A 26,651-nucleotide genomic window follows, 5' to 3' on the forward strand; every position below is an offset into this window, starting at 1 on the left:
CTAAGATTTTAGTTTTTCGTTGGCAGCATGTCTTTCTGCATCTCGGTTTGTTTTCAGTTTCATTTTATTATCAAAGGCTTTTTGCAAATCCGTTCCTGTCTGGTTTGCGAGGCATAGCGTTACGAACAACACATCTGCAAGCTCCTCTCCCAAATTTTTATTTTTATCGCTTTCTTTCTCACTCTGCTCTCCATATCTTCGTGCCACAATGCGTGCCACCTCCCCTACTTCTTCTGTAAGGACCGCCATATTCGTAAGCTCATTAAAATACCTTATCCCGATGGTTTTTATCCAATCATCTACTTGCTTTTGTAGAGATTCTATTTCTTTCATTATTATTGATTTATGGTTATTAAAGCCGGTTTTACTGATAAGCTCCCATATTGGGATTTACAAGACGGGATACCCCTGCTATATCTTTCGGTACATGCTGGGCTACTGCTGCATCTCCTTTAGCTTTTGCAGGAGAATCTTTTTTAAGTCTTAGGCTTAGTTTTTTGTTATGCGTATTTTCAAATTCAGGGTCTTTATTACCGATAGAGTTGATAACTCTGGCATTGTTATCCCATACGAATCCCGACTCATTAGAATAATTGGCAAGCGAGTTTTGAATTAAATAGTCAAAAGGCTGCGCTTGATCAATGTTAAAAACAATAGAATTATTTTTATTGTTAAAGATAATAGAGTTCAACAAAGATAAGCTAAGGGGCGACGAAGTTTTTCCTTTGTCCATAGTATATGCATTAGAAACATCCAAACATAAATTACCCCCTGCAAAGTCGTGATACCAATAGTTGGCAATGGTACTGTGTATAAAATTATAAGTTCCGCCGTTTTCTATTTTTACAGCCGTATTTCCAAAAGAATTCATTACCAAGTTTTCGGCATCTACATTAGAGTTTTGGGCATATATGCCATAATTCTGAAAATTGTAGAGTATCGTATTTTTAATAGACACCCTAGATTTTTCTAAAGAAAGGGCCGTATTGCCGCCAAATATTTTAGCATAATCAATCTTTGCCACAGCACCTTCTTGGAATTTTACACCTTCCCAATTTGCGGGGATGGTATCGTATTGGGAGTTCGTTCGGTCTCCTCTTAACAACACTTCTTTTTTTAATTCACCTCGAATGTCTAAAAAAGCATTTTTAGCGACTGTCAGTCCAGAGTTTTTATAAAAATAGACTTTCGTTCCTGGCATTATGGTCAATGTTTTCCCTTCGGCCAAAGTAAGACTGCCGTAGATAATCTTCACTTTATCATTATTCCAAACGGTATTTTCCGAAATTACTTTCGGGTGTTCTTTTGTAGATATGATATATTCTGCATCTTGTACGGCTGCTCTTAGCGTAATATGCTGTCCATTGCTAAACATAATTTTGTCCTCCGCCATTTCAATAGGCTGATGGGCATTTGGGGCGATCTCCACGAAAATATACAAACTATCTTTTTTCCTTAGTGAGACTTGGGTGAATTTCACCCCCGGCGTACCATCTACATTAATTCTAAACATAGAATTTTCACCTTTCTCCAAAACTATCTCGGGGATTACCACATCTTTGTTTTCATTATTATAAACCTTCACGGCATAGGTTTCCGAGCGGGTTTGGCTAAATACCGTATCCAAAGTAAGAGTATCTTTTGAAAACCTCAGGGTATGACCAAGGTTTTCAAAACTAATATCATTATCTCTGCAAGAAAGCAAGAACAAGCTCCCCCAAATTAAAAAAGCTGTAATCCATTTCATAGCATAATCATTTTGGCACCAAAGGTAATTAAAAAATTTCGTTGTCAAGATTAGTAATTAAACAATACGCTACCCCAAGTAAATCCACTCCCAAAAGCCGAAAGACAAACTAAATCGCCCCGTTTTATTCTCCCTTGCTCCACGGCTTCACAAAGTGCTATCGGAATAGATGCCGCAGTGGTATTACCATACTTCTGAATGTTTACAAAAACTTTTTCATCGGGCAGCCCGAGCAGTTGTTGCACATACTGGGCTATACGGATATTGGCTTGATGAGGAATAAGCATATCTAAGTCCTGAACTGTTTTTCCGGCTTTATCCAATGCTTCTTTTATCGTTTCAGGGAAACGGGTAACGGCGTGTTTGAAAACAAAATTACCATTCATGTAAGGATAAATTTCTTTTTTGGTAAGTACCTCCGGCTCACTTAGCAGCCTGTCGCTCCAGCCGTATTTCGTACCCGGGAATTTCACGGCAAGTTCCCCTGCATATTTCCCTTCCGAATGCATATTTACCGAGAGTATATTCCCTGCGTTTTCATCATTAGAAGCAGATAGGACTATAGCTCCAGCACCATCTCCAAAGATAACGGACACCCCTCTGCCTTCATCGGAAAAATCCAAACCAAAAGAATGTACATCTGCACCTATTACTAAAATATTTTTGTAACCCCCCGCTTTTATAAAAGCATCTGCCACACTCATTGCGTAAACAAAACCAGAGCATTGATTTCGAATATCCAAAGCACCTACAGTCCTACATCCAAGCATTTCTTGTATCAACACTCCGCAACCTGGAAAATAATAATCCGACGACAGTGTTGCAAAGATAATATAATCTATATCCTCAGCAGTAAGTCCTGCATTTTTAATGGCTTTTTCTGCAGCTTTAAATCCTAAAAATGAAGTAGTTTCTTTATCATCGTATCGCTCTCTCCTATGACGGCGTTCTTTGATACCCGTCCTTTCGGTTATCCATTCATCGCTAGTTGTCATTAGCTTTGCTAAATCTGCATTTGTAACAACATTTTCAGGGACATAATACCCCAAACCTTTGATTATACTTTTATTCATATGATATGATTTATACTGACAAATTTAATAATTTTAATTTTTAATACTAAGATTCCTGCCAAATTTTACCAAGCCCCCTATCCTCATCTTTATGCCATTATCATATTATTTCCAAATGTACTTTATTATTTTTAGACATTTTGTCTTATTTTCAACTTTGGCAAAATCTTTGAGAAAAAAGACCATATAAAATATGATATTATGATTGAGAACAATAACAATGATAAGGATTTAGAAAAAGACACACTAAATGAAACCTCTACTCCGGAAGAAACTCAAAGACAAGCCGAAGAGGAAAATTTGGCAGAAGAAAAGCCAAGTTTAGAGGAGCTTTTGGCAGAGGAAAAGGATAGATACATCAGACTTTATGCAGAGTTTGAAAACTACAAAAAAAGAACTGCCAAGGAACGAAACGAATTCTTTCTCTATGCCAACCAAGATATGATGATTTCTATGCTGGGGGTATTAGACGACTTTGAAAGAGCTCTGAAAGAACTCTCTAAAAACGGGAACGAAAACGATCTAAAAGGTGTAGAACTAATCTATCAAAAACTTAAAAATAAACTTACCGAAAAAGGGTTAAAACCTATTGAAGTAAATCCGGGCGACAGCTTTGATGTGGACTTGCACGAAGCTATTACCCAGATCCCTGCACCGTCAGATGACCTAAAAAATAAAATTGTGGACATTATAGAAAAAGGCTATATGCTGCACGATAAAGTCATAAGATTTACCAAAGTAGTTATAGGGCAATAATACAAATTGCAAAAAACAACCATAATTTTACAAAATGTCAAAAAGAGATTATTACGAAGTATTAGGCGTTGAAAAGACCGCAAGTACAGAAGCCATAAAAAAAGCCTACCGAAAAAAAGCGATACAGTATCACCCAGACAAAAACCCTGGAGACAAAGAAGCCGAAGAGAAATTCAAAGAAGCTGCCGAAGCCTATGAGGTACTAAGCGACGAACAGAAAAGAGCGAGATATGACCGCTACGGACATGCAGCTTCAGGTACCGGAAGCGGATTTGGCGGATTTGGTGGCGGAATGAATATGGAGGATATTTTCAGCCAATTTGGAGATATCTTCGGCGGACATTTTGGCGGATTCGGCGGCAGTGGCAGAGCCACCCAAAACAATAAAGGAACAAACCTCCGTGTTCGTATAAAGCTTAATTTAGAAGAGATGGTCAATGGCACACAGAAAACCATCAAAATTAAAAAAATGAAAGTGGCGGAAGGGGCCACTTCCAAAACATGCCCCTCTTGTAATGGACAAGGCTATCGTATTCAATCTATGAATACAATGTTTGGACAAATGCAAACCCAGTCTACCTGCGGACAATGCAATGGTACAGGGAAAATAGCGGCTCATATACCTAATGGAGCCAACTCCCAGGGACTTATAAAAACAGACGAAGAAATCAGCATAAAAATACCGGCTGGTGCCAGAGACGGATTACAACTGAATATCCGCGGAAGAGGTAACGATGCTCCTTTCGGGAATGGCACACCTGGAGATTTATTTGTGGTAATAGAAGAGGAAGCAGATGCTAATATCAAACGAGAAGGCGACAATCTGCACCAAGAACTCTACATTTCCTTTGCAGAAGCGGCTCTCGGATGCTCCAAAGAAATTCCCGTAGTAGGCGGAAAAGTCAAGATAAAAGTAGAAGCCGGCACACAATCCGGAAAAATTCTGAGATTGGCAGGAAAAGGACTTCCGAGCGTAGAGCACTATGGCAAGGGGGATATGTTTATCCATATCAATGTATGGACGCCACAAAAACTAACCAAAGAACAAAAAGAGTTTTTTGAGCAGCAAATAAAAAATGGCGAAATGAAAGCAGAGCCTTCCGGAAAAGAGAAAACATTCTTTGATAAAGTAAGAGATTTATTCTCCTGAATATTCGAGAAATTCAGATTTAATTAACTTACCCCATAAAAAGCGAATACCTTAAATGATATTCGCTTTTTCTATTTGAAACTATATATATCTTTTCTAAATTTGTCTTTAAACTCCTTTATTCGATACCTTTGTATGCTTTTGTCTCCAAAAGACCGAGCAGTAATTTTTTCAGCTCTGCATCATTGCGGATGAAATCGTAAAAAGGAAAACCATATATCAATGTATATCCATCTTTTGCTATTCTATCTGAATCCAAATTATCAAGCCATAAGGATATCATCATACTTTGCTATGGTATCCTTCATTTGGCAGATACTTTATTTGAACTGTTGAAATAATGGGAAAAATCACCAATAATAGTAATGAGAGATTCTAGTTTTTTTCTATTTCTTTATCTAGTATTTTCAAATCATTAGCTACTTGTTGAACATAAACCTCTTTTCTGTAAACACTTACATTTTCCTTTATAATACACAAATCATATAGTTTCATATTTATTCATTGTCTTCTATATATTTTTTCCATTTTTCTTGAAATTCTTTTTCTTCCTTTTCGGTTGCAGGCCTTAAATCATCTTTTGCAATGCCTAAAACACGAGCACCATCATTATCTTTAAACATCCATATTTCAACGAGATAATAGATTCCACAATCCTCTAAAATAATAGCAAATGCACCTATTATATCCTCGTAAAAATCATTTTTTTCTATAACACACAAATCATATAGTTTCATAAAGGCTTACTTATTAGCTAAGGGCGTTGATAATAATAATTCTTGAGGATTTTTGAGTTTTATTATCCAGCCCGCATATATTTTCTTAACCCCCTGAGCAGGTGTTTCTAATATTGTTTCTATTCGATATACTTTATTGCCGAAGGTATCTATTTCTTTAAAAATAACTTTTCCATTTTTTATTGCTTCTATCGCTTGTTTTTTTATATGTTTCTAATAGTGTTTGAGCGTCTTCTAATTTATACCCCCAGCTATCAACAAATAATCCTTTTTTAGAGGGATTAGTTAAAGCATATTCTGAAAATTTCCTAATATCTCCTGTAACGGAATTGATTACATTATCTCCTATTTTTCCAATTTCATCAAGTACTTTTAATGTATTCTTAACCTTAACGCCAGCTAAATATTCTAAGTCTTTTACCGTTTTTTCCGGTATGGCTATATTCTTTTGGTTGGCTCTCTCTGTGGCTTTCTTTGCCAGTGTCTTTATCTGGTAAGAACTATATATATCCGCTGATAGAGAGGCTACATTCAGTGCAAATGAACTTTGTAGTCCTAACAAAAATGTTAGAATCAAAAGAAATATATGTTTAAGAAATTTCATTTTTAACTATACAGGCTTATTTTTAACTTCTAAAATTAAATAGCTCAACCCATACGCAACCTTACCTACAATATCAGTTCTATAATTCAAAACGTATATTTTCCCCTCAAAATCTATTTTTATATATCGTGATGAATTCTTACTTCTGGCTTTTTTGGTTGGGCATCCAAGGAGATTTTCTTGTTAATTTGCTATCGCTTATAATCGCTTTAAAATACTCTATTTCTTCTATTGCATCAAACACTTTTTTCACAAATAAATCATCGGCAACAGTACTTTTGTTTACGCCTTTTAGGTATATTTGCTTCAAGTGTGTATAATCCTTGTAAATCATACTAAAGGGCGATATGTTTTTGATTTTTTGAGCTTACTAAAGCCTCAAAGGCTCTTCCTTTTTTAATAAACAGGATTTTCGTTATTTGTCGCCCTCCTCTGCGTACTTGCTAAACCTTTTTATCCAGCCGTTTTCGATAATGGGTTCTGCTTTTAGCATTTCGCTGATTTTGACTAAATCAACCTGTTTACCGTCCTCTTCGTAAATTAATCTAAACCTTTCATCTTCTTCAAAAATTCTTAAAATATTGAATAAAACTCCCCCAATACTCTCTTCAAGGTATTTTTGAAGTATAACAAAATCTTCACTATCTATTTTTTTAAATAAATTTACATAGTCTTCAAAAATTATTGGAGGATTATCTTTTATCCTTAAGCTTAATAAATTACCAATTGCAGGATCAAAAGAAAATTCAATTAACTTTTTACCATACTCATTTAAAATTTCATCATTAGATTTCATATTACTTTTATTTTAAATTTTAATTTACTCCATTCCAAGGGATATTTGTTATACTTTTCACTCCTTTTTCTTGTAAATCTTCCAAGGCTTTAACTACCCAACCAGTGGCAATATCTTCGGGTATTTTTTTGTAGATGTTTTTTACTTCCTCTATTTGGGATTCGGATAGGTGTACCCCTGACGTCGGAATTAAGTTTAGCTTAATCGCCTTAGGCGAGATATGAACCAAATTAAACGCTCCTGCTACTTGGTATTTTCCCCTTTGCTTAATCACCGCCTGTACTTCTTCTGTGGCATCGCTGTATAAGCCTTTTAGGGTTAATTCATAGTCGTTTCCTACTTTCCTTGATTCGATAGCCCTGCCCTTTGTGGTCTTGAAGATTAAACTATCCACAGATATACTATTATCTGTAAGCTCTACACTGGCAATAAAGGGTTCCGTCTTTTTGTTTTCTACGGCTTTGAATGGAGTTATTTTTCCGTTAAGCTCCTTATAATCTCTGTTTAATGCTTTTGTAGGCTCATCAAATGCGTATTGGGAGTTATTGCTGTTTTTAAAGGTTACTCTAATCCCCTCAGAGGTAATCGATGTGGCATATTGTAAATCTTGAGCAACAACCTCCTGAGCATAACTAAAAGTTATACTGAATATTAAAAATAATATATATAGGAGGTTTTTCAAACTTTATTATTTATTTCAAAATTATCAATCTATTTTATCCTCTTGTCTTAACTCCTCTTCACACCTTGCTAAACCAAATCCCAGTTTAAATATGTGAGACTCATCTGCTGTCGTTTTTATCTTGCAAAATTCTGCTTCTATTTCTTCTGCTATTTCTATAATTTCAAAATTTGTATTATTAAATTCATTATATCTCTCTATCTCTTTTCTTAATAAATCAGAGTCTGTAACCATAACTTCAAAAATTATTTCTTTATTTTTATTTTATTTTGTGCCATTTATAAATATTAGTTTTATATTAGGGAACATTTCGTTAAACTGCTCTACAAGATGCACAATAAGGACTTTTAGTTTCTGACATATATTTAGGATTCCCAATATTTTTTAATAAATTCCAAAATCTTTGATTTTATATCTTGTAGGTCAGTATATCTTTCTGACCAATTATGGTTCTTCATAGATTCATCATTTTTTGAAATATAATCAAAGTATAAATAATTATCTTTATATATTAAAATTATTCCTAAGTTATTTATATCCTCTACTTCTATTTTTAAAACACTTGCATCCGCAAAAGGCATTTCTTCTCTATATATTTCTTCTCTAAAAAAAATTTGAGCTTCTTTCATTTCATTTAATGATTTAAACCATCCTTTTAAATTTAATAATAATTCGTTAAAGTCCATTTCTATCTATTATTTTAATGTTTGGATACTTTTAGTTGTGATACATCTAGTCCTTTTTTATTATAGAATTTCCAACGAGGAGAACCTTTTTCATAAAAAATTCCCCAGCCTTTGCCACTTCCTCGAGTAATAGTTGTATTCTTAGGAATATCAAACTCTACATACATTTTTTCAGCAATATCTCTATAATGTTCTTTTCCTTCTAAAAGAATATGAGTTATCCCTCCACTTCTTTTCTGTAGTTGAGAAGTTTTACCATTTTTTGATATTCTGCTTTACTCATCCAAGAACCAACTCTACTTCTCTTAATAGTTGTTATAATATTTTCTCCTTTTCCCCAAGCTAACCTTGCTGATTTTAATAATGATACCTTCTCAAATATCCTCTTAGCATCGCCTTTTTTTATTTTTTTAACTTGTCGAATTTCCTCAATAGCGCTTTTGGGGAGCTTCTATCCCTTTGTGTTATTCTCCGAACAAATTGAATTTACAATATCCTCTACATTTTTTAATACTTTAATAAATTCCTCATAAATATTATCATTTAAATCGTTTAGCAATCCTGTTTCGTATAATATTCTACTGAAATTATTAATCTTATTAGCTATAGAACAATACTGTTTTTTATTTTTTTGATTTAAAATCTTTATGGAATTATCAATATCTTCATATCTATACTTTGAATTAAATTCATTGTATAATATTTCTTGTAACTTAATTAGCTCTAACTTTAAAAGTTCATCTTTCATAATCAATTATTTAGTTCGCCCTAATCAAATTAGGAAATAAAGTTTTAAACTCCTCCAAAGAATAAGTTTTTTTTGTCTTCAAATCTTTAATGCTTTTTATCCATTTTTCAGGATATTTTCTAGGTAAGAGAACTTGATCTGCTCCCCCAGAGTATTTTCCATATGGTGCAACCTTTCCTAAATTTAATTTAGCACCTTTTTCAATAACTATTTCTGCTTCAAATTGCATCGTATTCCATTTAGTTAATATTGCTAATTCCTCTCTACTCAATAATGCCTCTGTAGAAGTATAATTTCCAAAAAGTTTTGCTTGATTCTTTCCTTGTTCTCCAAATCTCCTAAAGACTTTTATATTTTCTAATGTCTCAGCTGTATAATAATAATTATCCATAAAAGATTCTACAACACTTCTTGGTAAACTTTTATCTTTTCCAATAACTTTAACTTTATCAAAAATTGAAACTCTATATTTTTTCAATACATGGCTTATTCCTTGAACTTTCTCAAAAATCCTCTTAGCATCTCCTCTTTTAGGTTTCTTAATCTTTCTAATTTCAGTAATGGCATTTTTAGGTAATTTCCCTATTTTACCGAATAATTGAGCGATTGTTTTCTCTCCTTTTAGTAAAGATTTTATCTCACCTACACCAACCGCTTTTAATGCTCTTAGGCTAAAACGGTCAATCCTTTTTTGGTAATCAGTACGATGTAATGGAACGCATCTATTACTATTTCATTTTTAGATTTTTAGTAACCGCAAGTTAGGATATATAGAGAGCTCTCCGGCTGCTTTTGTAAAGCTTAAGCACTTTGATGCCGTATAGAATACCTTTAATCTAAAATCTGCCATCTCTATATTATTCGATTAAATTCTAAATTTAGCAATTCAGATTTTCTTTCCAATCCCCCTGCATAACCTGTCAATTTACCATTATGCCCTATCACTCTATGGCACGGTACTATTATAGCCAGCGGATTCCGGCTATTGGCATTTGCCACTGCCCTTACTGCTTTAGGAGAATTTATGGCAAGTGCTTGTTGTTTATAAGAAATCGTTTGCCCATAGGGAATACGCGTCAAAGACTGCCATACTTGTTTTTGAAAATCAGTGCCTGTATAGGAATAAGGTACCGTAAAGGTTTTCTGCTTTCCTTCAAAATAATTATTAAGTTCTACTTCCAAAAGAGAAAATAACGGATGCTCCCCCGCTACCAAATTTCCGCCAATGCATTTCAATAGTTTTTGGATCTGAGATTCTATCCACCTGCTATCTGAAAACAATAAAAAACAAAGCCGATTTTCAGAAACTCCTGCAAGCATTTCACCAAGAGGCGTCGCTATGCACTTTTTTATAATCAATTTAGAAATTTATCTATGGTAATGGTATTCTGCTCTCCTGTCTTTAAATTCTTAATTGTAATAGTTTTATCACAAATCTCTTGCTCTCCTACAAAAACCAAAAATGGAATATTCTTTTTTTCGGCATAGGCAAACTGCTTTTTGAGTTTAGATGCCTCCGGGTAAATTTCTGCGGAAATTCCTTTAGTTCTCAATTTTGAAATTATTTTCAAGGCTTCCAAGGCTTCTCTTTCTCCATAGTTTGCAAAAAGATATTTCACCTGAATTTCGTCTTTATGATTAAAAAGCCCCAATTCCTCCATCACGAGATAAATTCTATCCAATCCAAACGAAATCCCTATCCCCGGGATATTTTTTACTCCAAAAACCTCCGTGAGATTATCATATCTGCCTCCTCCACCTATAGAGCCTATTTGGACATCTTTTGCTTTTACTTCAAAAATAGCTCCGGTATAATAATCCAATCCACGAGCCAAAGTAATATCAAACACCAAATCGGTCTCGGAAATTCCCAATGAGAACGCTTGTTCCAAAACGAACTCCAACTCGGAAATACCTTGCAATCCTATCTCTGTATGTTCAAATTTTTGTTTCAATATTGCCAATTGCTCCAATGCCGGCTTCTGTACATCAAAGAGAAAATCTAATTTCTCCAAAGCTTTAGCAGAGATAGATTTGGATTTCATTTCAGAGAGTACCCCTTCCTTTCCTATCTTATCCAGTTTGTCCAGTGCCACGGTAAAATCTATCAATTGTGCGGATATTCCGGCATATTCTGCTAAGCCTGTCAAAATTTTTCTATTGTTAATGTGTATGCTTACCGGTATTTTCATATCCGAAAAGGATTTATGATAAAGCTGTACCAGTTCCACCTCTTGCCAAAGACTCTCCGAGCCTACCACATCGGCATCACACTGATAAAACTCCCTAAAACGCCCTTTCTGTGGTCTATCTGCTCTCCATACAGGCTGTATCTGATAGCGTTTGAACGGGAAAGTCATCTGCCCATAATTCATTGCAACAAATCTCGCAAAAGGCACTGTAAGATCGTATCTAAGAGCCTTATCAGAAAGCTGGGAAGTAAGCTTTTTATAATCTCTTTTTACCAATTCTTCATCTGAAATTTTATCGGCATAGGCTCCCGAATTTAGAATTTTGAATATCAAACGATCTCCCTCTTCACCGTATTTTCCGGTAAGTGTAGAAAGATTTTCAAAACTTGGAGTTTCCAACGACTGAAAACCAAAAACCTCAAAATTATTTTGAAGAATATTGATAATAAATCTCCTTCTCGCGACCTCTTGTGCCGAAAAATCTCGTGTTCCTTTTGCTAAACTTGGTTTCATCTATATTATGTAATAACTTTTGATTATAAAGAATAACTGCAAATGTAAACAAATTTGTCTTAAAAATTAGAGCCACATTTAAGATAAGTTTAGGCTAAATAAAAAAAACCGTCTGCAAACGAGACGGTTTCTATATTGATAACAAAAAAATTATACATTATTTTTTTACTTGATCCACAACTGCTTTGAACGCTTCAGGGTGATTCATCGCAAGGTCTGCAAGAACTTTTCTGTTGAGCTCAATGTTATGTTTTTTAAGTGCTCCCATAAACTGAGAGTAAGACATTCCATGCTCTCTGCATCCCGCATTGATACGCGTAATCCAAAGACTTCTGAAATTTCTTTTCTTTTCTTTTCTACCGCGGTAAGCATATTGCATTGCTTTTTCTACGGCATTTTTAGCAACAGTCCAAACATTTTTTCTTCTACCGAAAAAACCTTTAGCTTGTTTCATCACTTTTTTTCTGCGCGCACGAGACGCTACAGCGTTTACTGATCTTGGCATAATTTAAATTTTGTTTTTTTGAAAAGGGCGAAGTTTCTATTTCAAAACTTACTTTATTGGCTCCGTTTCAGGGTTAAACTTTTTAATGAATTTTGTTGTTAATTCTTATAAACCGATAATGATTTATAAAAACTACTTGATTGCTAATTGCTTAAGAACGCTCTTTTCGTCCACTCCGGCAACATAAGAAGTTTGCGTAAGATTTCTCTTTTGCTTAGTTTCTTTTTTAGTCAAGATGTGGCTTTTATAAGCATTCTTTCTTTTAATCTTACCAGTTCCGGTAAGAGCAAAACGCTTCTTAGCACCTGATTTCGTTTTTAATTTTGGCATTTTTTTGCTTTTTATATTTTGTTATCAATAGTTCTATTTTATTTCGTTTTTTTAGGGCTCATCATCATAATCATTCTTTTCCCTTCAAGTTTCGGTAGCTGATCCACTTTCCCTACATGCTCTAAATCTTGAGCCAATTTTAGCAAAAGTATCTCTCCTTGATCCTTGAATACGATAGAACGCCCTTTGAAGAACACATAAGTCTTGAGCTTAGAACCTTCTTCTAAAAACTTCTCTGCGTGTTTTTTCTTAAATTCGTAATCGTGCTCATCGGTCTGAGGTCCAAAACGAATTTCCTTTACTACTACTTTTACTTGCTTAGCTTTCAGTTCCTTTTGTTTCTTTTTTTGCTCATATAAAAACTTTTTGTAGTCCAGTATACGAGCGATATAAGGTTCTGCTTTATCCGAAATTACTACCAAATCTAACTCTTGCTCAGCGGCAAGCTCTTTAGCTTTGGCTAAAGGGTAAACGCCCTGCTCTACATTATCCCCTACTAAGCGAAGTTCTTTCGCACGGATTTTATCATTAATCATATGCGCATCCTCTTGCTGACGATGCGGTACAGTCCTGGTATTTTTTTTTCTAATAGCTATGGCTTTATATTTTTATAGTTAATATCTTTTTTAATGTTGAGCTTCTTTTTGAAAAAGGTTGATAAAATCCTCCACACTCATCACACCTAAATCTCCCTCCCCTCTCTTCCTCACAGAAACCGTTCCATTTGTTTTTTCATTTTCGCCTATCACCAGCATAAACGGTATTTTGTTTAATTCTGCATCTCGGATTTTTTTTCCGGTTTTCTCATTCCGCTCATCTATCAGACCGCAAATATCGTGATTTTCTAACAATTGTGAAACTTTTTTTGCATAATCTGTATATTTTTCACTAATCGGAAGGATAATATACTGCTCGGGACTAAGCCAAAGAGGGAAGTTTCCTGCTGTATTCTCTATTAAAATCGCAATAAAACGCTCCATAGAGCCAAATGGTGCACGGTGAATCATTATAGGTCTGTGCTTTTCATTATCTGATCCTACATAAGTTAAATCAAACCGCTCCGGCAAATTGTAATCTACCTGAATAGTCCCCAGCTGCCAACTTCTGCCTAAGGCATCTTTAACCATAAAATCCAATTTAGGTCCGTAGAATGCGGCTTCTCCATACTCCAGTATTGTATTTAGTCCTTTATTTTTGGCTGCCGTAATGATGGCATTTTCTGCTTTCTCCCAATTTTCCTCACTGCCTATATACTTCGCTCTATTTTCTTTATCCCTCAATGAAACCTGTGCTACAAAATCTTCAAAACCTAAAGATTTGAAAACATAAAGAACCAAGTCTATAACTTTTTCAAACTCTGCAAGCAATTGGTCCGGTGTACAAAATAAGTGGGCATCATCTTGAGTAAATCCTCTCACACGGGTAAGCCCATGCAACTCTCCACTCTGTTCGTATCTATAAACCGTTCCAAACTCCGCGTATCTTTTGGGCAAATCTTTATAAGACCATTGATGTGCTTTATACACTTCGCAATGGTGAGGGCAGTTCATCGGTTTAAGTAAAAACTCTTCGCCTTCGTGAGGTGTTTTTATCGGCTGAAAACTATCCGCTCCGTATTTTTCGTAGTGTCCGGAAGTTTTGTATAGCTCTATATTTCCTATATGCGGTGTCATTACAAACTCATAGCCACCTTTCTTTTGTGCATCAGAAAGGAAGTTTTCCAATTTCTTCCTAAGGGTGGTACCCTTAGGCAACCAAAGTGGCAAACCGGCACCTACCTTCTCTGAAAAAGTAAACAATCCTAATTCTTTTCCTAATTTTCTATGGTCTCTTCGTTTTGCTTCTTCCAAACGCTCTAAATATTCAGTCAAATCCTTTTGTTTAGGGAAAGAAATACCATATACTCTGGTAAGCTGTGCGTTGTTTTCATCTCCTCTCCAGTAAGCTCCTGCGGCGTTGAGTATCTTCACTGCTTTCACGATACCCGTAGATGGGATATGCCCTCCTCTACAGAGGTCTGTAAAATCGTCGTGAGTACAGAAAGTAATGGAACCGTCTTCTAAATTTTCTATCAATTCCGTTTTGTACGGGTTGTCCGCATATATTTTCAGTGCTTCCGACTTTGAAACGGAATAGAGACTAAATGTAGAATTTTTCTTAGCATTTTCTAACATTTTTTTCTCTATTTTCTCAAAATCTTTTTCGGAAAGAGACTCATCACCGAAATCTACATCATAATAAAACCCATGCTCTATCGGCGGACCAATAGTCAATTTTGCATGAGGGTAATACGCCAAAATGGCTTGAGCCAACAAGTGTGCCGAAGAATGCCAAAAGGCTTTCTTACCCAAATCATCATTCCATGTAAGCAGCTGCAGCGTGGAATCCGTGACGATAGGGGTAGATACCTCTACCTGTTTATCGTTTACTACGGCAGAAATCGTGTTTCTTGCCAAACCATCGCTGATAGACTTTGCTACCTCTAAAGGAGTTATCCCCCCCTCAAATTCTCGGATACTTCCGTCCGGAAGAGTGATTTTGATCATACAAAAGTTTTAGGTTCGCAAAATTACAAATTATATTCAAATTTGAAAATACAAAAATGCGAAAAAGGCTACTGCTTTTTCGCATTTTTTTTAGACTTTTTAATAACCTATCTTATAACTAAATCCTATATGGAACCACCTCCCCGGCATCGGTACGAGACTGCTCTCTGTATATTTGGTATTTGTAAGGTTATTTACTAAGACATAAATACTTAAGTCTCCTTTAGTGAATGAAAGCCTGTCGTCCAGCAAGTTATAACTTCCCAAATTAACTCTTTCATTATACTTATAAACCAATTCGTTGCTAAAATAGTTCAAAAATTTATTTTCTAATCTTGCTACAAACTGGTGTTTTAGGTTTTCTAAGGCATACTTAGACATTAAGTTTTGAGGATTATGATAAGACTTATCCAAATATGTGTAGCCTAAGGAATAGCTAATCCATTCTGCCGGTTTCTGGGAAACTTCTACTTCTACACCTCTGGATTTAATCTGCCCGATGTTCATTACCCTCCACGGATCTGTGGCATTAGCTTTTACCCAGTCGATAGCATCTTGGGAATCTCTCATAAAACCGCTCAGTTTAGCAGAAAATTTAGACGATTGATAGCGGTATCCCAATTCCGAAGATACGGCACTTTCTGGTTTTAATGCAGAATTTCCCACCTCCGTTTTGCTGATATAGTAGAGATCTGTAAAGGTTGGCACCCTATGTACTTTGGAAATATTACCATAGATTTTATTATGGCTGTCAAAATCAAATCCTACATCCAATCCCGGATAGAAGAAATTACCCTCATCGCCATAGCTTGCCCAAGAAACACCTGGTGAAACTTGCAGCTTATCATTAATCAAAGAAAAATGATGCTCAAAGAACAACTGAGTCACAAACCGTTCACGGCTTCCCATACTGATGGCAGGGTTATTATTATGACTTACAAAAAATTCTTTTCTTAGTTCTAATCCCAATCCTGTAGTTCCCAAAGAGGATTTGTAGCTTACATTAAGCTCGCCGCCTACATTATTACCGATATGCAAGTTTCTATAAGCCTGAGGTTTATTCCTTACAAAAAGATACATATCCTGCCCTCTACGCCAATAAGCATTAGCATTAAGCCCCAAATTCCCAAACTGCTGTTGGTACGCCACACTTACCACCGAAGCCTGAGTTTCCTCATACTGATCTTTGTACAGCGGCGACGCATAGAATCCATTAGCCCCGAATTTCTTTTCCGTAAATCCGGCTTGCATTTTTATGCTGCCATCTTTTATCTTAATATTATTTTGGTAGAATACATTTCTGATTTTGTAATCTGTATTGTAACGATAGCCCTCAGAAGCTGCCGTATTAGCCTGAAATAATTGGGTAAAGTTTTCATTGCCTCCTGTAGCAGAAAGTCCAAGGGCATAAGTGGAAAAATCACCTCCCGATGCAGATACTTTAACGGTTTTGTCAGCAGCAGTTTTTGTAATAATATTGATGACTCCTGCGTAAGCATTCTGCCCGAATCTCCTTGATGCCGGACCTTTGATCACTTCTATTCTATCCACATTAGACAAATCCACAGGGATATTCATATTATTGTGCCCTGTCTGGGAATCATTCATACGGATGCCGTTTATCAATACCAAAACTTGGTCGAACGAGCCGCCTCTTATAGAAACATCACTCTGAACACCATTAGCCCCTCTTCTACGGATATCCATACCGGTAAACTGCTGCAAAACTTCATCTATACTCTTCGCAGGGGCATTTTCAATCTCCTTTTTTGTAATCACTATCACATTCTCATTGACTTTCTTGTAGGGTAAATTGAGAAATTTTCCGTGAAGTGTTACCTCTTCAATACTTTGGCTTCTTTCTTGTGCCAAAAGCCCAAACGACGATGCTCCCAAAAGCATAACGCATAACAACTGTTTCTTCATATAATCATTTTTTATAAAAGCGGTGCAAGTTATGCATTTGCGTAGATTCCACAAAACAAAACATAAAATTATGATGTTAAAAATCCTACAGCGTAATCTTCTGAATACCCTTAGTTTTAGTTTTTATTTTTTTATCATTAATGAATAATTTCCTTATTCCAAACGCTTTAAGGTCATCAAAATTAATTTCTAACGCTTTCACTCTTGAAGTCTGTATTGAAAGGGTATGACGCTCTATTTGCGCTTGAATTTTCGCATAATGTTTCCGCTCATTTCTTTTGAAAACATCGTAATAGAACCCTTTATTGAAAACACCTGAAAGAGTCTGCGTTTTACCGTCACGAAGTACAGTGAGACTGGCAGCATCTCCGGCTTTCTTAGAAGCAGCATAAATATATGGAGTATAAGGAGAAGTAATACTGTCTTTGCCCATCATTACAATGATATCTCCTGGTTTTACACCCATTTTTTTTGCTGTCGCAGAATCATTCTTAAAGCCTTTTACTTTAAGACCGTCATTCCCCTGATAGCTGTAATCGTAGCTAACCCCGAAATCTGCTTTGTCATTAAAGACTTTCAGATGATAAGGTTTTTGCCAGTTTTTAGGCATTTGCAATGTATCTATCTCGTTTATCCTTATTCCTTGTACAAAATCCTGTTGAGGTACGGCAGTCTCCCAACTCCAAGAAAGAGTAGGTGTAAGGCTGTTTTGATTAACAAAGCTGGTAAGCACTGGAATTTCAGCGTCTATATAGCTCATCTCATGGTTGCCTTTCGGCTCTGAATAAACCACATTGCGGTCAATGGATTTTAGATAATCTATCGTAGGTCTAATCTGTGTAATAGGATAAAGCATATCCCCGTCAGTATTGATAATATAAAGAGGTTTATTGTTTATATTCTCAGAGAATACAGCAGACTCTCCGGCTTTATTAGCCACGCTAAGACTTCCATTCATAGCAATAAAACCGGCGAATGGGAAAGGATTGTTCATCGCCATATACATTACCCCTGAACCTCCGTCTGAAAAACCACTTAGAAAAATTTTATCAGTATTGACCTTGAACTGTTTTACAACATTATTCATCTCGCCGAGTACCATCTGAGTTCCCACCTTATCAAACCATGTAGCTCCTTTTTGCCCATAGCTGAACATTAAATAAAATTTACCTTCGTCTGCCCATTTCAATAGAGGCGAACGCTTCATATAATCCAAAGGATTTTTCTTAATAACAGGAGCAGAAATCGAGCCGTGAAGATAAATTACCAATGGATAAGATTTTGCCTTATCTATCCCCTTCGGAGTATAGAGGATATAAGGGCGAGATACATTGTCTGCACAAGAGTAGCTAAGCTCTGTAAATGTTCCTGTCTGTGCTTTAATAAAAACAGATATACATAATAGAATAGAAATAATAGATTTCATATTTTTAAGTATTATAATTATATTTTTAAAGTTTTATATCTAAATCAAAGAGCAAAATCTGGGTAACTTCATCGTTGCTAAAATTATTATCCGAAATCAAAAGCACCGACTGATGTCCGTTCGGAAGCTTAGGTCCGAAGCATATCCCCTCCAAATTGTCTATATGAATTCCCAAATTTGATAAATCTAAAAGCAATTTTTTAGTGGCAGGTCTTTTCAATGGATAATCTTTTAGAGAAGCTATATTGTTTATATTTTCGGCATTAGAGAAATCCGCCAAATAAATTCTTACTGCCAAATCCGAATGCCCCGCGGCATACGAACGTTCCAAAACCAGCATTTTATCGTTGCCCAAGACGTAGTTCTCGGAGATCCCATTCATTGCTTCTGCATTGGCAGGGATAGGCGTCTGAATGACTTTGTCCAGCGGATAAGCGTATTGTGCTAAAATCTTACCCGAAGGATAGCTATACTTGATAATTCTACTCCAATATTTTCCCGGTATCGTCTTTGCCGCTTCACTATCTTGATAAAGAGGCTCCTCGGTGCTTACCCATAGATGTTTGTAATCATTAGAAAAACTCATCCCCTCAAAAACACCGTTCCTACGAGGACCAAAGTTCTTTTTGTCCATCACAAATTGAGAAGGCAACGGCAATTGGCTTATCGTTTTACCACTCATTATTGCGACATAAATTGATGGATTTTCTATGACATCTCCTTTCCGCTCTCCTTCGCTCGACCAAACAATAATATTCTCTTTAGGATTGTACCTAATACTTTCAGGGTCCGGTACTTGATTTTCTTTTCCTTTTATACCGTATGCCGGGAACAGCTGCCCGTTTTCCATTTTAAGGCTGTCAACAGCCACTACACTGAAATTTTTAATTTTATTATCCGAAATATCAAACTTCAGGGTGTAATACCGAGGAACTCCCCTGCTCCCTCTATCATCGGAAATAGAATAATACTGCTGATGCTCTTTGTCATAATCAATCCCCGAAAGCCCGCCGATAAGCGTCCCTTGGAAATGAGCATCATTAGGGATAATATATTCATCTAAAAGTTTAAGAGTGCTTTTGGACGATACCTGTGTATTAAATAATGTTTGGCAAGACTGAAGCCCTATGATAGAAGCTAAGAGCGGCAACCATCTATATAATTTCATTTTTCTCATTTTAGAGCAAATATTTTTAATAAAAATATTTTTTAAGCTGTACCGATGCTCCTTTCATTTCGCCTTTCATAGGTGGGTTGCATTTCGTTATTTTTACGCTGATACTTTCTATGTATTCAAAAGCGTTATGCAGCTTATTGATGATCCGCCCGGCTACCCTCTCCAAAAGTTTTGATGGTATCGCCATTTCCCTATGAATAATGTCATTCACCTCCGCATAAGAAATCGTTTCTTCTATTTCGTCTGTTCTGGTCGCACGCCATATATCCGCTTCTATTTCTACCGTTACCAAATAATAAGTACCCATCTTACGCTCTTCCTCCAAAACACCGTGATAAGCATAAATCTTGACATCTTCCAGAATAATCTTGGCGGTATTCATTTCTTCGTGAATATCATCTATCTCCGGAAACTCATACTTCATTGTGTAATAAATTTCTTTTAGAGGTTTATCTGCATCTTCCAATGGTATCTCTGGGACAAAAACATTTTTATCTTCATATTCATCTTTAATCACCTCTGCCTGAATATTTTCTCCGCAGTATAGAATATTTGGAGATTTTATCTCCGCTACTCTATCTACTAATTCACCATCTACATAGTCGGCCACATTTAGTACTTCCTCCGGCAAAAAGCTCTCTGCCAAAATAGTAAAACCTTTCTCTTTTTTTAATTCTTGGATAAGCTTGGGTAAGTCTTTATAATCCGGCTCCTTAAATTCGTCTATAATTCCAAAGTCCGGTACCGGCAGGTTCTTTTTATTGCTCATTGTTCTAAAAATTTTATTATTAAGGTCTTAATTTCTTTTTGGGCATCGGTAAGCTGGTCATTGACAACGACCTTATCAAAATATTTTTGATATTTAAGTTCTTCCTCCGCTTTTTGTACGCGTACTTTTATCGTGTCCTCGTCATCTGTGGCTCTCCCTTTCAGGCGTTTTTCCAGTTCTTCCACGCTTGGTGGTGCTATAAATACAGACAACGCTTCATCCTGAAAATACTTTTTAAGGTTTACCCCGCCCACTACATCTACATCAAAAATCACCACGCCTCCGCTATCCCAGATACGCTGTACTTCGGATTTCAGAGTGCCGTAGAATTTATCGGGATAGACTTCTTCGTACTCTACAAAATCATCGCTTGCAATGCGTATTCTAAACTCATCAGGGGTAAGAAAATAGTAGTCTTGTCCGTTTTTTTCATTTCCTCTTGGGGCTCTTGTAGTTGCTGACACAGAAAAACTAAGGTTTGGAATTTGTTCCAAGCAATGCTTTACCAGAGTAGTTTTCCCACTTCCGGACGGTGCTGAAAATATGATAACTTTATTATTCAAAATTTATACTTTTTGTTCAACAAATTATTATTTGTCAAATTTAAGTATAAAAATGAAAAAATAAACTATTTAGACAGATTATATTTAACAACAAAGTCATCTAAGCTTTTTAACGGCAACCATTTTCTTACTTGATAAACCATATCTTTCGTATTTTTAATGGCTAAAAGTAAACAACGAGATTATTTCTTATTTTATTATATATTTGCGAATATATAAATATTCACTAAAATAAAAAATAATATACTATGAAACATTTGATAAAAACAGATATTTTACTTATAGAAACACTTTTTCTTACAGGGGGTAATAACCATAGAAAAACCGACTGAGAAAAAAACAGACTAAAATGCAAAGTAAAAAACTATACTCAATTCTGTTATAGGGCGGTGGAGCACTTCGGAAAGATTGAAAAAGGCATTTTTTTCGATAATGATATCTATATCTATGACAACAAGGGGAATAAAATAGATTATACAAGTTACAATGCCGATGGTAGTTTAACAAAAAAAGAAACTTATCAATACTACAACAAAGGTAATTTAGTAGAATATAACATGTATAACACCAACAGTAGTTTATTTAGTAAATATATCTTTAAGTACTACGATAATTGGACTCAAGCACCGCAAGGGAAATTAAATAGAGACAATTTCTTACAATCCCAACAGTAGTTTATATGAAAAAAAACACTTATCAATACGAGTATGACAACCACGGAAACTGGACAAAACAAATTGAGTTTAATAATAATAAGCCATATAATACTATCGCAGAGCATATTTATGAATACTACTAAAGATACTTATATAGCATTGTATTAACCTAATACTATAATTTTTAGCAGTAACCACTCCCTATTATTTCACCATAAAAAACAGCCCTATACTCTAAGGCTGTTTTCATTTAAGTTAATTCAAAGATATTCTTTAATTCAATCCAAATTGGTATGCGAATAAATCCGGATAAACCCCCAACGCAATAAGCAACAATATAACGAATACAGCAACTATTTTGTAAGTTATAGAAGCACTCTCACTTGTTTTGAATGTGGTTTCTTTGTAGAAAAACATTGCTATAATCAGTCTTAGGTAGTACGCTATACTTAGTGCAGAACCAACAATAGCCACAATAACTACAAGCAAAGCACCTCCGCTTATTGCCTGACTGAATATATTAAACTTACCTATAAACCCTGCCGTAAGAGGAATCCCCGCCATAGACAATAACGAAACTGCCGATACCAAAGCAAGAAGCGGCTCCGTTTTTGCCAATCCGCAAAAAGCATCGAAAGAGGTTTCTTTCTTAATCTTTTCTACCCATATCAAATTCATAAACACTCCTATTGTTGCTAATGAATAAGCAAAAAGATAAAATGCCATATAATAGTAAGATGCTACATTGTACCCAAAAAATATCAAAGCGATATATCCCGCGTGAGAAACACTGGAGTATGCCAGCATTCTTTTGGCGTTAGTTTGGGCCAAGCCCATAAGATTCGACAAAATGAGTGTTATTACTACTAAAGCGGCAATTATATCTATCCACCCGGAAAAACTTCCGCCAAAACCCATCGTCATCATTTTGAAAAAAGCCGCAAAACCTGCTATCTTTACCACAGAAGCCATAAAAGAAGTAATAAGAGAAGGCGCCCCCTGATAAACATCTGGACTCCACATATGAAACGGTGCTAACGAAACCTTGAACGCCATAGCCACCAACATCAAAATAACTCCTAATAAGAAAACAGTATCTTTACCGTTGGTAATACTGAAATTGTGTATCGCTCCCAAATCAAAACTGCCTGCCCCCCCATAAACAAGGGCTATCCCAAACAATAAAAACCCTGTGGCAAATGCCCCCATCAGAAAATATTTCATAGAAGCCTCTACGGAACGAATATTGGTTTTGGTACTTCCTGCTATTACATAGAGTGGTATAGAGAGGATTTCTATCCCCAAAAATAAGGTTACCAAATTTTGAAATCCGAATAATATAATTCCTCCGCAAAGAGAGAACAATATCAGTGCATATAATTCGGACTGATGGCTCCTATGGTTGCTAAATGCAAAACTTCCCAAGAAAAATATCAATAGGGTAATGGCTAAAACCATTTTGGTATAAAGTGCCGCTACACCATTGAAATAAAACATTGGTTTATATTTTGCAAAAAAATCACAATCCGAACCATAGCTTACGGCTAATGCTATGCCTAACCCTAAAATCCCTACATATCTCGCAAACTTACCTTGATTGAATACCCCTGTAAACAATACCGATACCGCAGTGAGAAATACAATAATTAAAACACTCATCTTTCTTTTATACAAATATTTTTAACTTATCACCGATAAGTAGATAAACTTCAATGAACTATGCACCAAATCAATTATGATGCTCGGATAAACACCAAGCGTAATCACAAAGAATGCTAAAACAGCCAACACGATAAACTCCGATGTAGAGAGGTCTTTCACACCAGACAAAACAGCTTCATCACCTTCTCCGAACATAGCTTTAGCATAAAGCCTAAGTAGATAAACAGCTGCAAAAATCACGGTAAGACCGGCTATAATCATAGTCAGAGTATTATAATCAAATAACGATTTCAGCAATATAAACTCTCCCACAAAACCATTGGTCAAAGGAACAGCCATAGAACCGAAAAGAATAATCATAAATAATACTGCAAACTTCGGTGCTACTTTCGCTAAACCGCCCATCTCTCTAATGTCACGCGTTTTGAATCTCTTGATTAAAATATCTGAGCAATAGAAAAGCCCTACAACATTGATACCGTGGGCAAATGCCTGAACCAAAGCCCCTTCGGCTCCTTCTATTGTGAAATTACCTCTAAGCGTAACTACTGCCGATGCAAAAATACCTGCTACCATAAGCCCAACGTGAGATAAAGATGAATAGGCTATAATTCTCTTAACATCTGTTTTTACAATAGCTATCAATGCACCATAAAGAATACCGCAAACGGAGAGTACAATTACAATCTCTCCGGAGCAGCCTGCTATAGCATCCGGAGTTATTGGAATTAAATATCTCAAAACACCGAATATTGCCATTTTCAGCATTATCCCCGACAAAAGCATAGAGCCTTGAGATGGTGCATAAGTATAAGTATCTGCCTGCCACGTATGAAATGGAAAAACCGGCAACTTAACTGCAAATGCCATAAATATCATCCAGAATACAAAAACTTGTTGGTTAGGATTTAGGTCGGTATTATACAAATCTATTAACGAAAAAGAATCGGCGTATTGGTATAAATAAATAAGCCCCACCAGCATAAATAAAGAACCAAAGAATGTATATACAAAAAACTTTGTAGTTACTCTCAAACGTTGATCCTCTTGCCCCCATAGTCCGCTGATGAACCATATCGGAATAAGCGTAACTTCCCAAAAAACATAGAACAAAAGTCCGTCTAATGATGAAAATACACCTAAAAGCCCAAACTGCATCAGCAAGATAAGTGCATAGAATGTATTGCGGTAAGATTTTTCCTCATTGAAAGAAGAAAGAATAATGAGCGGCACAAGAATATTCGTAAGCAATACGAAAAGCAACCCCATACCATCTACCCCCAGATCAATACTACTCCGCATAAGCCAAGACCACTGGTAGTGGATGCTATACTGAAGATGACTGTCTACACTATCCGAGTAATTAAAACTACACAACATAAGGGCTGCAACCACCAATTCTGCAACTGCCACACCCAATGCCAAATATTTGCTAATGGAACCTTTCCACGCAAAAACTAATCCCGACCCTAATAAAGGTAATAGTAATAGTGCTAATAACATTTACTATTGTAATATAAAGTTAATAATTAATATAATTCCCACTGCTAAAGACATAATGAAAATATATATCTCTACATTTCCATTTTGTAACTTCTTGAAAGATCTTCCGGATGCTATCGCTCCAATACCAATACCGTTTACCAATCCATCCAAAATCTTTTTATCAAATACAGAATACACTCTGCCCAATACCTCTATGGGTTTTACAAAGAGAATATTGTACACCTCGTCTATATAGAGCCTTTTAGCCGAAAGTTTTTCCCAGCCTTTGTATTCGTCCTCCGGAAGAGCCACTTTATTTTTACCGACATACATCGTTCTCACCCAAATCCAAATACAGAAAAACATAAATATCGTAGCACCTAATAATATCATCTCTGTACCAAAAGGAACTTCGGCGTGTTCTATAGGATAAACAAATATCGGATGCAGCCAATGTGCTAAACTCTGATATTTACCTTCTCCGATAAAATGCGGCAAATTAAAGAAGCCTCCTACTAAGGATAAAAATGCCAATACCATAAGCGGCAAAGTCATATTTAGAGGACTCTCGTGCAGATGATGCTTTTGCTCGTCAGTCCCTCTGAATGTCCCGTGAAATGTAAGGTAATACAAACGGAACATATAGGTAGCCGTCATTCCCGCTATTACAAATAACAAGAACCAGCAAACAGGCGAATGTGCGAAATTAGCCGTCAATATCTCATCTTTGGAAATCATTCCCGAGAATAGAGGCATTCCGGAAATCGCCAATGTTCCTATTAAAAATGTAATGTGTGTAATAGGAATGTATTTTCTCAAACCTCCCATATAACGCATATCCTGCTCGCCGCTCATCGCATGAATTACAGAACCGGAACCAAGAAATAATAAGGCTTTGAAAAAGGCGTGTGTCATCAAATGAAACATTGCAGTAGTATAAGCACCTACCCCCAACGCCGCAAACATATACCCCAACTGAGAAACGGTAGAATACGCCAATACTTTTTTAATATCATTTTGCCTCAATGCCATAAATGCCGCCACTCCTGCCGTAGCGATAGCAATCACTAAAATCACGCCCTGAGTGGTAGGAGCAAGAGAGTAAAGGTAATTAGACCTTACGATGAGATAGATCCCTGCCGTTACCATCGTAGCGGCGTGGATAAGTGCCGATACCGGCGTAGGACCAGCCATCGCATCGGGCAACCATGTAAACAGTGGAATTTGCGCAGATTTTCCCACAGCACCCACAAATAAGCTCAATGTAATGAATATGATAATGGCACCATCTTTCTGAAAATGTGCAGAGTTTTGGGATACGCTAAGATAATCTACAACATTTGTTTGGTAGGCTATCATAAAAATCCCTACCAATAGCCCCAAATCTCCGATACGGTTCATTATAAAGGCTTTCCTTGATGCTTTCCCGTACTCCACATTTTTGTACCAAAAACCTATCAAAAGGTACGAACACACGCCTACGCCTTCCCAGCCTATGAATAAAATGAGATAATTACTTCCCATTACCAACAACAACATCGAAAAGACAAAGAGATTGAGATAAGTAAAGAATTTGTAAAACCCTTCGTCGTGGCTCATATAGCCGATAGAATAGAGGTGAATCAAAGAACCTATTCCGGTAATGATCATCATCATCATCAATGACAATTGATCCACCTGAAATCCAAAATTCACTTGTATTCCATTAACTCTAAACCATTGAAAAGCCTTGACTACAATAGGCTGCCCCTCTGCATTAAAGTTTATAAAAAGGAACAAGGATAATAGGAACGAACAAAAAACCACCGCAGTAGCCAATCCGCCCACCAATAATTTTGGTAATTTCTTTCCTAATAATCCGTTAACTAAAAACCCTAACAAAGGAAAAAGAACAATTGTATATATCATATTTTCCATATTTC

31 protein-coding genes are annotated in these 26,651 nt (G+C 36.0%); 3 read left to right on the forward strand and 28 right to left on the reverse strand.

Annotation, left to right across the window (positions count from 1 at the left end; translation table 11 throughout):
• Genes BLS89_RS04715 through BLS89_RS04725 form a run of 3 tightly spaced genes read right to left on the reverse strand, consistent with a single transcriptional unit; the run spans nt 1 to nt 2,820 of the window.
• The gene (locus BLS89_RS04715; protein ID WP_092736341.1) at nt 1-333 is read right to left on the reverse strand and encodes a nucleotide pyrophosphohydrolase; all 333 of its coding nucleotides are present in this window, start codon (nt 331-333) and stop codon (nt 1-3) included.
• Nucleotides 334-364: 31 nt separating this feature from the next.
• Complete coding sequence (locus BLS89_RS04720; RefSeq protein WP_092736342.1) at nt 365-1,747, reverse strand: hypothetical protein; 1,383 nt, start codon at nt 1,745-1,747, stop codon at nt 365-367.
• A 50-nt stretch (nt 1,748-1,797) separates the two neighbouring features.
• Nucleotides 1,798-2,820 carry a 3-oxoacyl-ACP synthase III family protein gene (locus tag BLS89_RS04725; protein WP_092736343.1) on the reverse strand — a complete coding sequence of 341 codons (1,023 nt, stop codon included), beginning with the start codon at nt 2,818-2,820 and terminating at the stop codon, nt 1,798-1,800.
• 201 nt (nt 2,821-3,021) lie between these two features.
• On the opposite strand from BLS89_RS04725, the gene BLS89_RS04730 reads away from it, so the two are divergent.
• Together BLS89_RS04730 and dnaJ are read left to right on the forward strand one after the other, a co-directional pair.
• The gene (locus BLS89_RS04730; protein WP_092736344.1) at nt 3,022-3,576 is read left to right on the forward strand and encodes a nucleotide exchange factor GrpE; all 555 of its coding nucleotides are present in this window, start codon (nt 3,022-3,024) and stop codon (nt 3,574-3,576) included.
• A 34-nt stretch (nt 3,577-3,610) separates the two neighbouring features.
• On the forward strand, nt 3,611-4,726 hold the full coding sequence (gene dnaJ, locus BLS89_RS04735; RefSeq protein WP_092736345.1) for a molecular chaperone DnaJ: 1,116 nt from the start codon (nt 3,611-3,613) through the stop codon (nt 4,724-4,726).
• Nucleotides 4,727-4,844: 118 nt separating this feature from the next.
• Here dnaJ and BLS89_RS10610 read toward each other — a convergent pair whose 3' ends face one another.
• From BLS89_RS10610 to gmk, 22 genes are all read right to left on the reverse strand, one after another.
• A complete protein-coding gene (locus BLS89_RS10610; protein ID WP_176763243.1) occupies nt 4,845-5,012 on the reverse strand; it encodes a hypothetical protein in 168 nt (55 codons plus the stop codon).
• A 211-nt stretch (nt 5,013-5,223) separates the two neighbouring features.
• Nucleotides 5,224-5,463, reverse strand: coding sequence for a hypothetical protein (locus BLS89_RS04740; RefSeq protein WP_092736346.1), 240 nt, complete (start codon nt 5,461-5,463; stop codon nt 5,224-5,226).
• Between the two features lie 157 nt (nt 5,464-5,620).
• A complete protein-coding gene (locus BLS89_RS04745) occupies nt 5,621-6,040 on the reverse strand; it encodes a hypothetical protein (RefSeq protein ID WP_176763244.1) in 420 nt (139 codons plus the stop codon).
• Between the two features lie 166 nt (nt 6,041-6,206).
• Nucleotides 6,207-6,401, reverse strand: coding sequence for a hypothetical protein (locus BLS89_RS04750; RefSeq protein WP_092736348.1), 195 nt, complete (start codon nt 6,399-6,401; stop codon nt 6,207-6,209).
• Nucleotides 6,402-6,482: 81 nt separating this feature from the next.
• Entirely contained in the window at nt 6,483-6,863 is a 381-nt protein-coding gene (locus tag BLS89_RS04755; RefSeq protein ID WP_092736349.1) for a hypothetical protein, read from the reverse strand.
• Between the two features lie 19 nt (nt 6,864-6,882).
• The gene (locus BLS89_RS04760) at nt 6,883-7,545 is read right to left on the reverse strand and encodes a hypothetical protein (protein ID WP_092736350.1); all 663 of its coding nucleotides are present in this window, start codon (nt 7,543-7,545) and stop codon (nt 6,883-6,885) included.
• 24 nt (nt 7,546-7,569) lie between these two features.
• Nucleotides 7,570-7,779, reverse strand: coding sequence for a hypothetical protein (locus tag BLS89_RS04765; RefSeq protein WP_092736351.1), 210 nt, complete (start codon nt 7,777-7,779; stop codon nt 7,570-7,572).
• A gap of 131 nt (nt 7,780-7,910) precedes the next feature.
• Nucleotides 7,911-8,231, reverse strand: a complete 321-nt coding sequence (locus tag BLS89_RS04770) for a hypothetical protein (RefSeq protein WP_143017726.1) — start codon at nt 8,229-8,231, stop codon at nt 7,911-7,913.
• Between the two features lie 14 nt (nt 8,232-8,245).
• Entirely contained in the window at nt 8,246-8,500 is a 255-nt protein-coding gene (locus BLS89_RS11360) for a TreTu family toxin (RefSeq protein WP_449421138.1), read from the reverse strand.
• A 182-nt stretch (nt 8,501-8,682) separates the two neighbouring features.
• A complete protein-coding gene (locus BLS89_RS04775; protein ID WP_092736353.1) occupies nt 8,683-8,979 on the reverse strand; it encodes a hypothetical protein in 297 nt (98 codons plus the stop codon).
• A 10-nt stretch (nt 8,980-8,989) separates the two neighbouring features.
• Nucleotides 8,990-9,457, reverse strand: coding sequence for a hypothetical protein (locus BLS89_RS04780; protein ID WP_092736354.1), 468 nt, complete (start codon nt 9,455-9,457; stop codon nt 8,990-8,992).
• 374 nt (nt 9,458-9,831) lie between these two features.
• The gene (locus BLS89_RS04785; RefSeq protein WP_092736355.1) at nt 9,832-10,338 is read right to left on the reverse strand and encodes a methylated-DNA--[protein]-cysteine S-methyltransferase; all 507 of its coding nucleotides are present in this window, start codon (nt 10,336-10,338) and stop codon (nt 9,832-9,834) included.
• Nucleotides 10,335-11,684 (reverse strand): histidine--tRNA ligase, encoded by a 1,350-nt coding sequence (gene hisS, locus BLS89_RS04790; RefSeq protein WP_092736356.1) that lies wholly within the window; start codon nt 11,682-11,684, stop codon nt 10,335-10,337. Before hisS ends, BLS89_RS04785 begins: the two co-directional genes overlap by 4 nt.
• A gap of 157 nt (nt 11,685-11,841) precedes the next feature.
• Entirely contained in the window at nt 11,842-12,189 is a 348-nt protein-coding gene (gene rplT, locus BLS89_RS04795; RefSeq protein WP_092736357.1) for a 50S ribosomal protein L20, read from the reverse strand.
• Nucleotides 12,190-12,321: 132 nt separating this feature from the next.
• Nucleotides 12,322-12,519 carry a 50S ribosomal protein L35 gene (gene rpmI, locus BLS89_RS04800; RefSeq protein WP_092736358.1) on the reverse strand — a complete coding sequence of 66 codons (198 nt, stop codon included), beginning with the start codon at nt 12,517-12,519 and terminating at the stop codon, nt 12,322-12,324.
• Between the two features lie 38 nt (nt 12,520-12,557).
• Nucleotides 12,558-13,055 (reverse strand): translation initiation factor IF-3, encoded by a 498-nt coding sequence (gene infC / locus BLS89_RS04805; RefSeq protein WP_092736359.1) that lies wholly within the window; start codon nt 13,053-13,055, stop codon nt 12,558-12,560.
• A gap of 90 nt (nt 13,056-13,145) precedes the next feature.
• Nucleotides 13,146-15,065 carry a threonine--tRNA ligase gene (thrS, locus tag BLS89_RS04810; RefSeq protein ID WP_092736360.1) on the reverse strand — a complete coding sequence of 640 codons (1,920 nt, stop codon included), beginning with the start codon at nt 15,063-15,065 and terminating at the stop codon, nt 13,146-13,148.
• A 99-nt stretch (nt 15,066-15,164) separates the two neighbouring features.
• Nucleotides 15,165-16,991: a TonB-dependent receptor gene (locus BLS89_RS04815; RefSeq protein WP_092736361.1), complete on the reverse strand. Its 1,827-nt coding sequence runs from the start codon at nt 16,989-16,991 to the stop codon at nt 15,165-15,167.
• An 85-nt stretch (nt 16,992-17,076) separates the two neighbouring features.
• The gene (locus tag BLS89_RS04820; protein WP_092736362.1) at nt 17,077-18,417 is read right to left on the reverse strand and encodes a carboxylesterase family protein; all 1,341 of its coding nucleotides are present in this window, start codon (nt 18,415-18,417) and stop codon (nt 17,077-17,079) included.
• A 25-nt stretch (nt 18,418-18,442) separates the two neighbouring features.
• A complete protein-coding gene (locus BLS89_RS04825; RefSeq protein ID WP_176763246.1) occupies nt 18,443-19,585 on the reverse strand; it encodes an esterase-like activity of phytase family protein in 1,143 nt (380 codons plus the stop codon).
• Between the two features lie 25 nt (nt 19,586-19,610).
• Entirely contained in the window at nt 19,611-20,363 is a 753-nt protein-coding gene (gene folB, locus BLS89_RS11290; protein WP_317039415.1) for a dihydroneopterin aldolase, read from the reverse strand.
• Nucleotides 20,360-20,926, reverse strand: a complete 567-nt coding sequence (gmk, locus tag BLS89_RS04835) for a guanylate kinase (RefSeq protein WP_092736364.1) — start codon at nt 20,924-20,926, stop codon at nt 20,360-20,362. The genes folB and gmk overlap by 4 nt, the downstream gene beginning before the upstream one ends.
• A 389-nt stretch (nt 20,927-21,315) precedes the next feature.
• On the opposite strand from gmk, the gene BLS89_RS04840 reads away from it, so the two are divergent.
• On the forward strand, nt 21,316-21,600 hold the full coding sequence (locus tag BLS89_RS04840; RefSeq protein WP_092736365.1) for a hypothetical protein: 285 nt from the start codon (nt 21,316-21,318) through the stop codon (nt 21,598-21,600).
• Nucleotides 21,601-21,855: 255 nt separating this feature from the next.
• On the opposite strand, the gene BLS89_RS04845 is transcribed toward BLS89_RS04840, so the two are convergent.
• Genes BLS89_RS04845 through nuoL form a run of 3 tightly spaced genes read right to left on the reverse strand, consistent with a single transcriptional unit; the run spans nt 21,856 to nt 26,646 of the window.
• Nucleotides 21,856-23,241, reverse strand: a complete 1,386-nt coding sequence (locus tag BLS89_RS04845; RefSeq protein ID WP_092736366.1) for an NADH-quinone oxidoreductase subunit N — start codon at nt 23,239-23,241, stop codon at nt 21,856-21,858.
• Between the two features lie 21 nt (nt 23,242-23,262).
• Nucleotides 23,263-24,747 (reverse strand): complex I subunit 4 family protein, encoded by a 1,485-nt coding sequence (locus BLS89_RS04850; protein WP_092736367.1) that lies wholly within the window; start codon nt 24,745-24,747, stop codon nt 23,263-23,265.
• Nucleotides 24,748-24,750: 3 nt separating this feature from the next.
• Complete coding sequence (gene nuoL / locus BLS89_RS04855) at nt 24,751-26,646, reverse strand: NADH-quinone oxidoreductase subunit L (RefSeq protein ID WP_092736368.1); 1,896 nt, start codon at nt 26,644-26,646, stop codon at nt 24,751-24,753.
• Between the last annotated feature and the right edge of the window lie 5 nt (nt 26,647-26,651).

This window comes from Riemerella columbipharyngis (assembly GCF_900101995.1).
Classification (GTDB): domain Bacteria; phylum Bacteroidota; class Bacteroidia; order Flavobacteriales; family Weeksellaceae; genus Riemerella; species Riemerella columbipharyngis.

Bases quoted from the DNA above. Each gene is read 5' to 3' on its own strand.
- BLS89_RS04715 (WP_092736341.1), bottom strand. From the start codon at position 333: ATGAAAGAAATAGAATCTCTACAAAAGCAAGTAGATGATTGGATAAAA.
- BLS89_RS04720 (WP_092736342.1), bottom strand. From the start codon at position 1,747: ATGAAATGGATTACAGCTTTTTTAATTTGGGGGAGCTTGTTCTTGCTT.
- BLS89_RS04725 (WP_092736343.1), bottom strand. From the start codon at position 2,820: ATGAATAAAAGTATAATCAAAGGTTTGGGGTATTATGTCCCTGAAAAT.
- BLS89_RS04730 (WP_092736344.1), top strand. From the start codon at position 3,022: ATGATTGAGAACAATAACAATGATAAGGATTTAGAAAAAGACACACTA.
- dnaJ (WP_092736345.1), top strand. From the start codon at position 3,611: ATGTCAAAAAGAGATTATTACGAAGTATTAGGCGTTGAAAAGACCGCA.
- BLS89_RS10610 (WP_176763243.1), bottom strand. From the start codon at position 5,012: ATGATGATATCCTTATGGCTTGATAATTTGGATTCAGATAGAATAGCA.
- BLS89_RS04740 (WP_092736346.1), bottom strand. From the start codon at position 5,463: ATGAAACTATATGATTTGTGTGTTATAGAAAAAAATGATTTTTACGAG.
- BLS89_RS04750 (WP_092736348.1), bottom strand. From the start codon at position 6,401: ATGATTTACAAGGATTATACACACTTGAAGCAAATATACCTAAAAGGC.
- BLS89_RS04755 (WP_092736349.1), bottom strand. From the start codon at position 6,863: ATGAAATCTAATGATGAAATTTTAAATGAGTATGGTAAAAAGTTAATT.
- BLS89_RS04765 (WP_092736351.1), bottom strand. From the start codon at position 7,779: ATGGTTACAGACTCTGATTTATTAAGAAAAGAGATAGAGAGATATAAT.
- BLS89_RS04770 (WP_143017726.1), bottom strand. From the start codon at position 8,231: ATGGACTTTAACGAATTATTATTAAATTTAAAAGGATGGTTTAAATCA.
- BLS89_RS04775 (WP_092736353.1), bottom strand. From the start codon at position 8,979: ATGAAAGATGAACTTTTAAAGTTAGAGCTAATTAAGTTACAAGAAATA.
- hisS (WP_092736356.1), bottom strand. From the start codon at position 11,684: ATGAAACCAAGTTTAGCAAAAGGAACACGAGATTTTTCGGCACAAGAG.
- rplT (WP_092736357.1), bottom strand. From the start codon at position 12,189: ATGCCAAGATCAGTAAACGCTGTAGCGTCTCGTGCGCGCAGAAAAAAA.
- rpmI (WP_092736358.1), bottom strand. From the start codon at position 12,519: ATGCCAAAATTAAAAACGAAATCAGGTGCTAAGAAGCGTTTTGCTCTT.
- infC (WP_092736359.1), bottom strand. From the start codon at position 13,055: ATGATTAATGATAAAATCCGTGCGAAAGAACTTCGCTTAGTAGGGGAT.
- thrS (WP_092736360.1), bottom strand. From the start codon at position 15,065: ATGATCAAAATCACTCTTCCGGACGGAAGTATCCGAGAATTTGAGGGG.
- BLS89_RS04815 (WP_092736361.1), bottom strand. From the start codon at position 16,991: ATGAAGAAACAGTTGTTATGCGTTATGCTTTTGGGAGCATCGTCGTTT.
- BLS89_RS04820 (WP_092736362.1), bottom strand. From the start codon at position 18,417: ATGAAATCTATTATTTCTATTCTATTATGTATATCTGTTTTTATTAAA.
- BLS89_RS04825 (WP_176763246.1), bottom strand. From the start codon at position 19,585: ATGAAATTATATAGATGGTTGCCGCTCTTAGCTTCTATCATAGGGCTT.
- folB (WP_317039415.1), bottom strand. From the start codon at position 20,363: ATGAGCAATAAAAAGAACCTGCCGGTACCGGACTTTGGAATTATAGAC.
- BLS89_RS04845 (WP_092736366.1), bottom strand. From the start codon at position 23,241: ATGAGTGTTTTAATTATTGTATTTCTCACTGCGGTATCGGTATTGTTT.
- BLS89_RS04850 (WP_092736367.1), bottom strand. From the start codon at position 24,747: ATGTTATTAGCACTATTACTATTACCTTTATTAGGGTCGGGATTAGTT.
- nuoL (WP_092736368.1), bottom strand. From the start codon at position 26,646: ATGGAAAATATGATATATACAATTGTTCTTTTTCCTTTGTTAGGGTTT.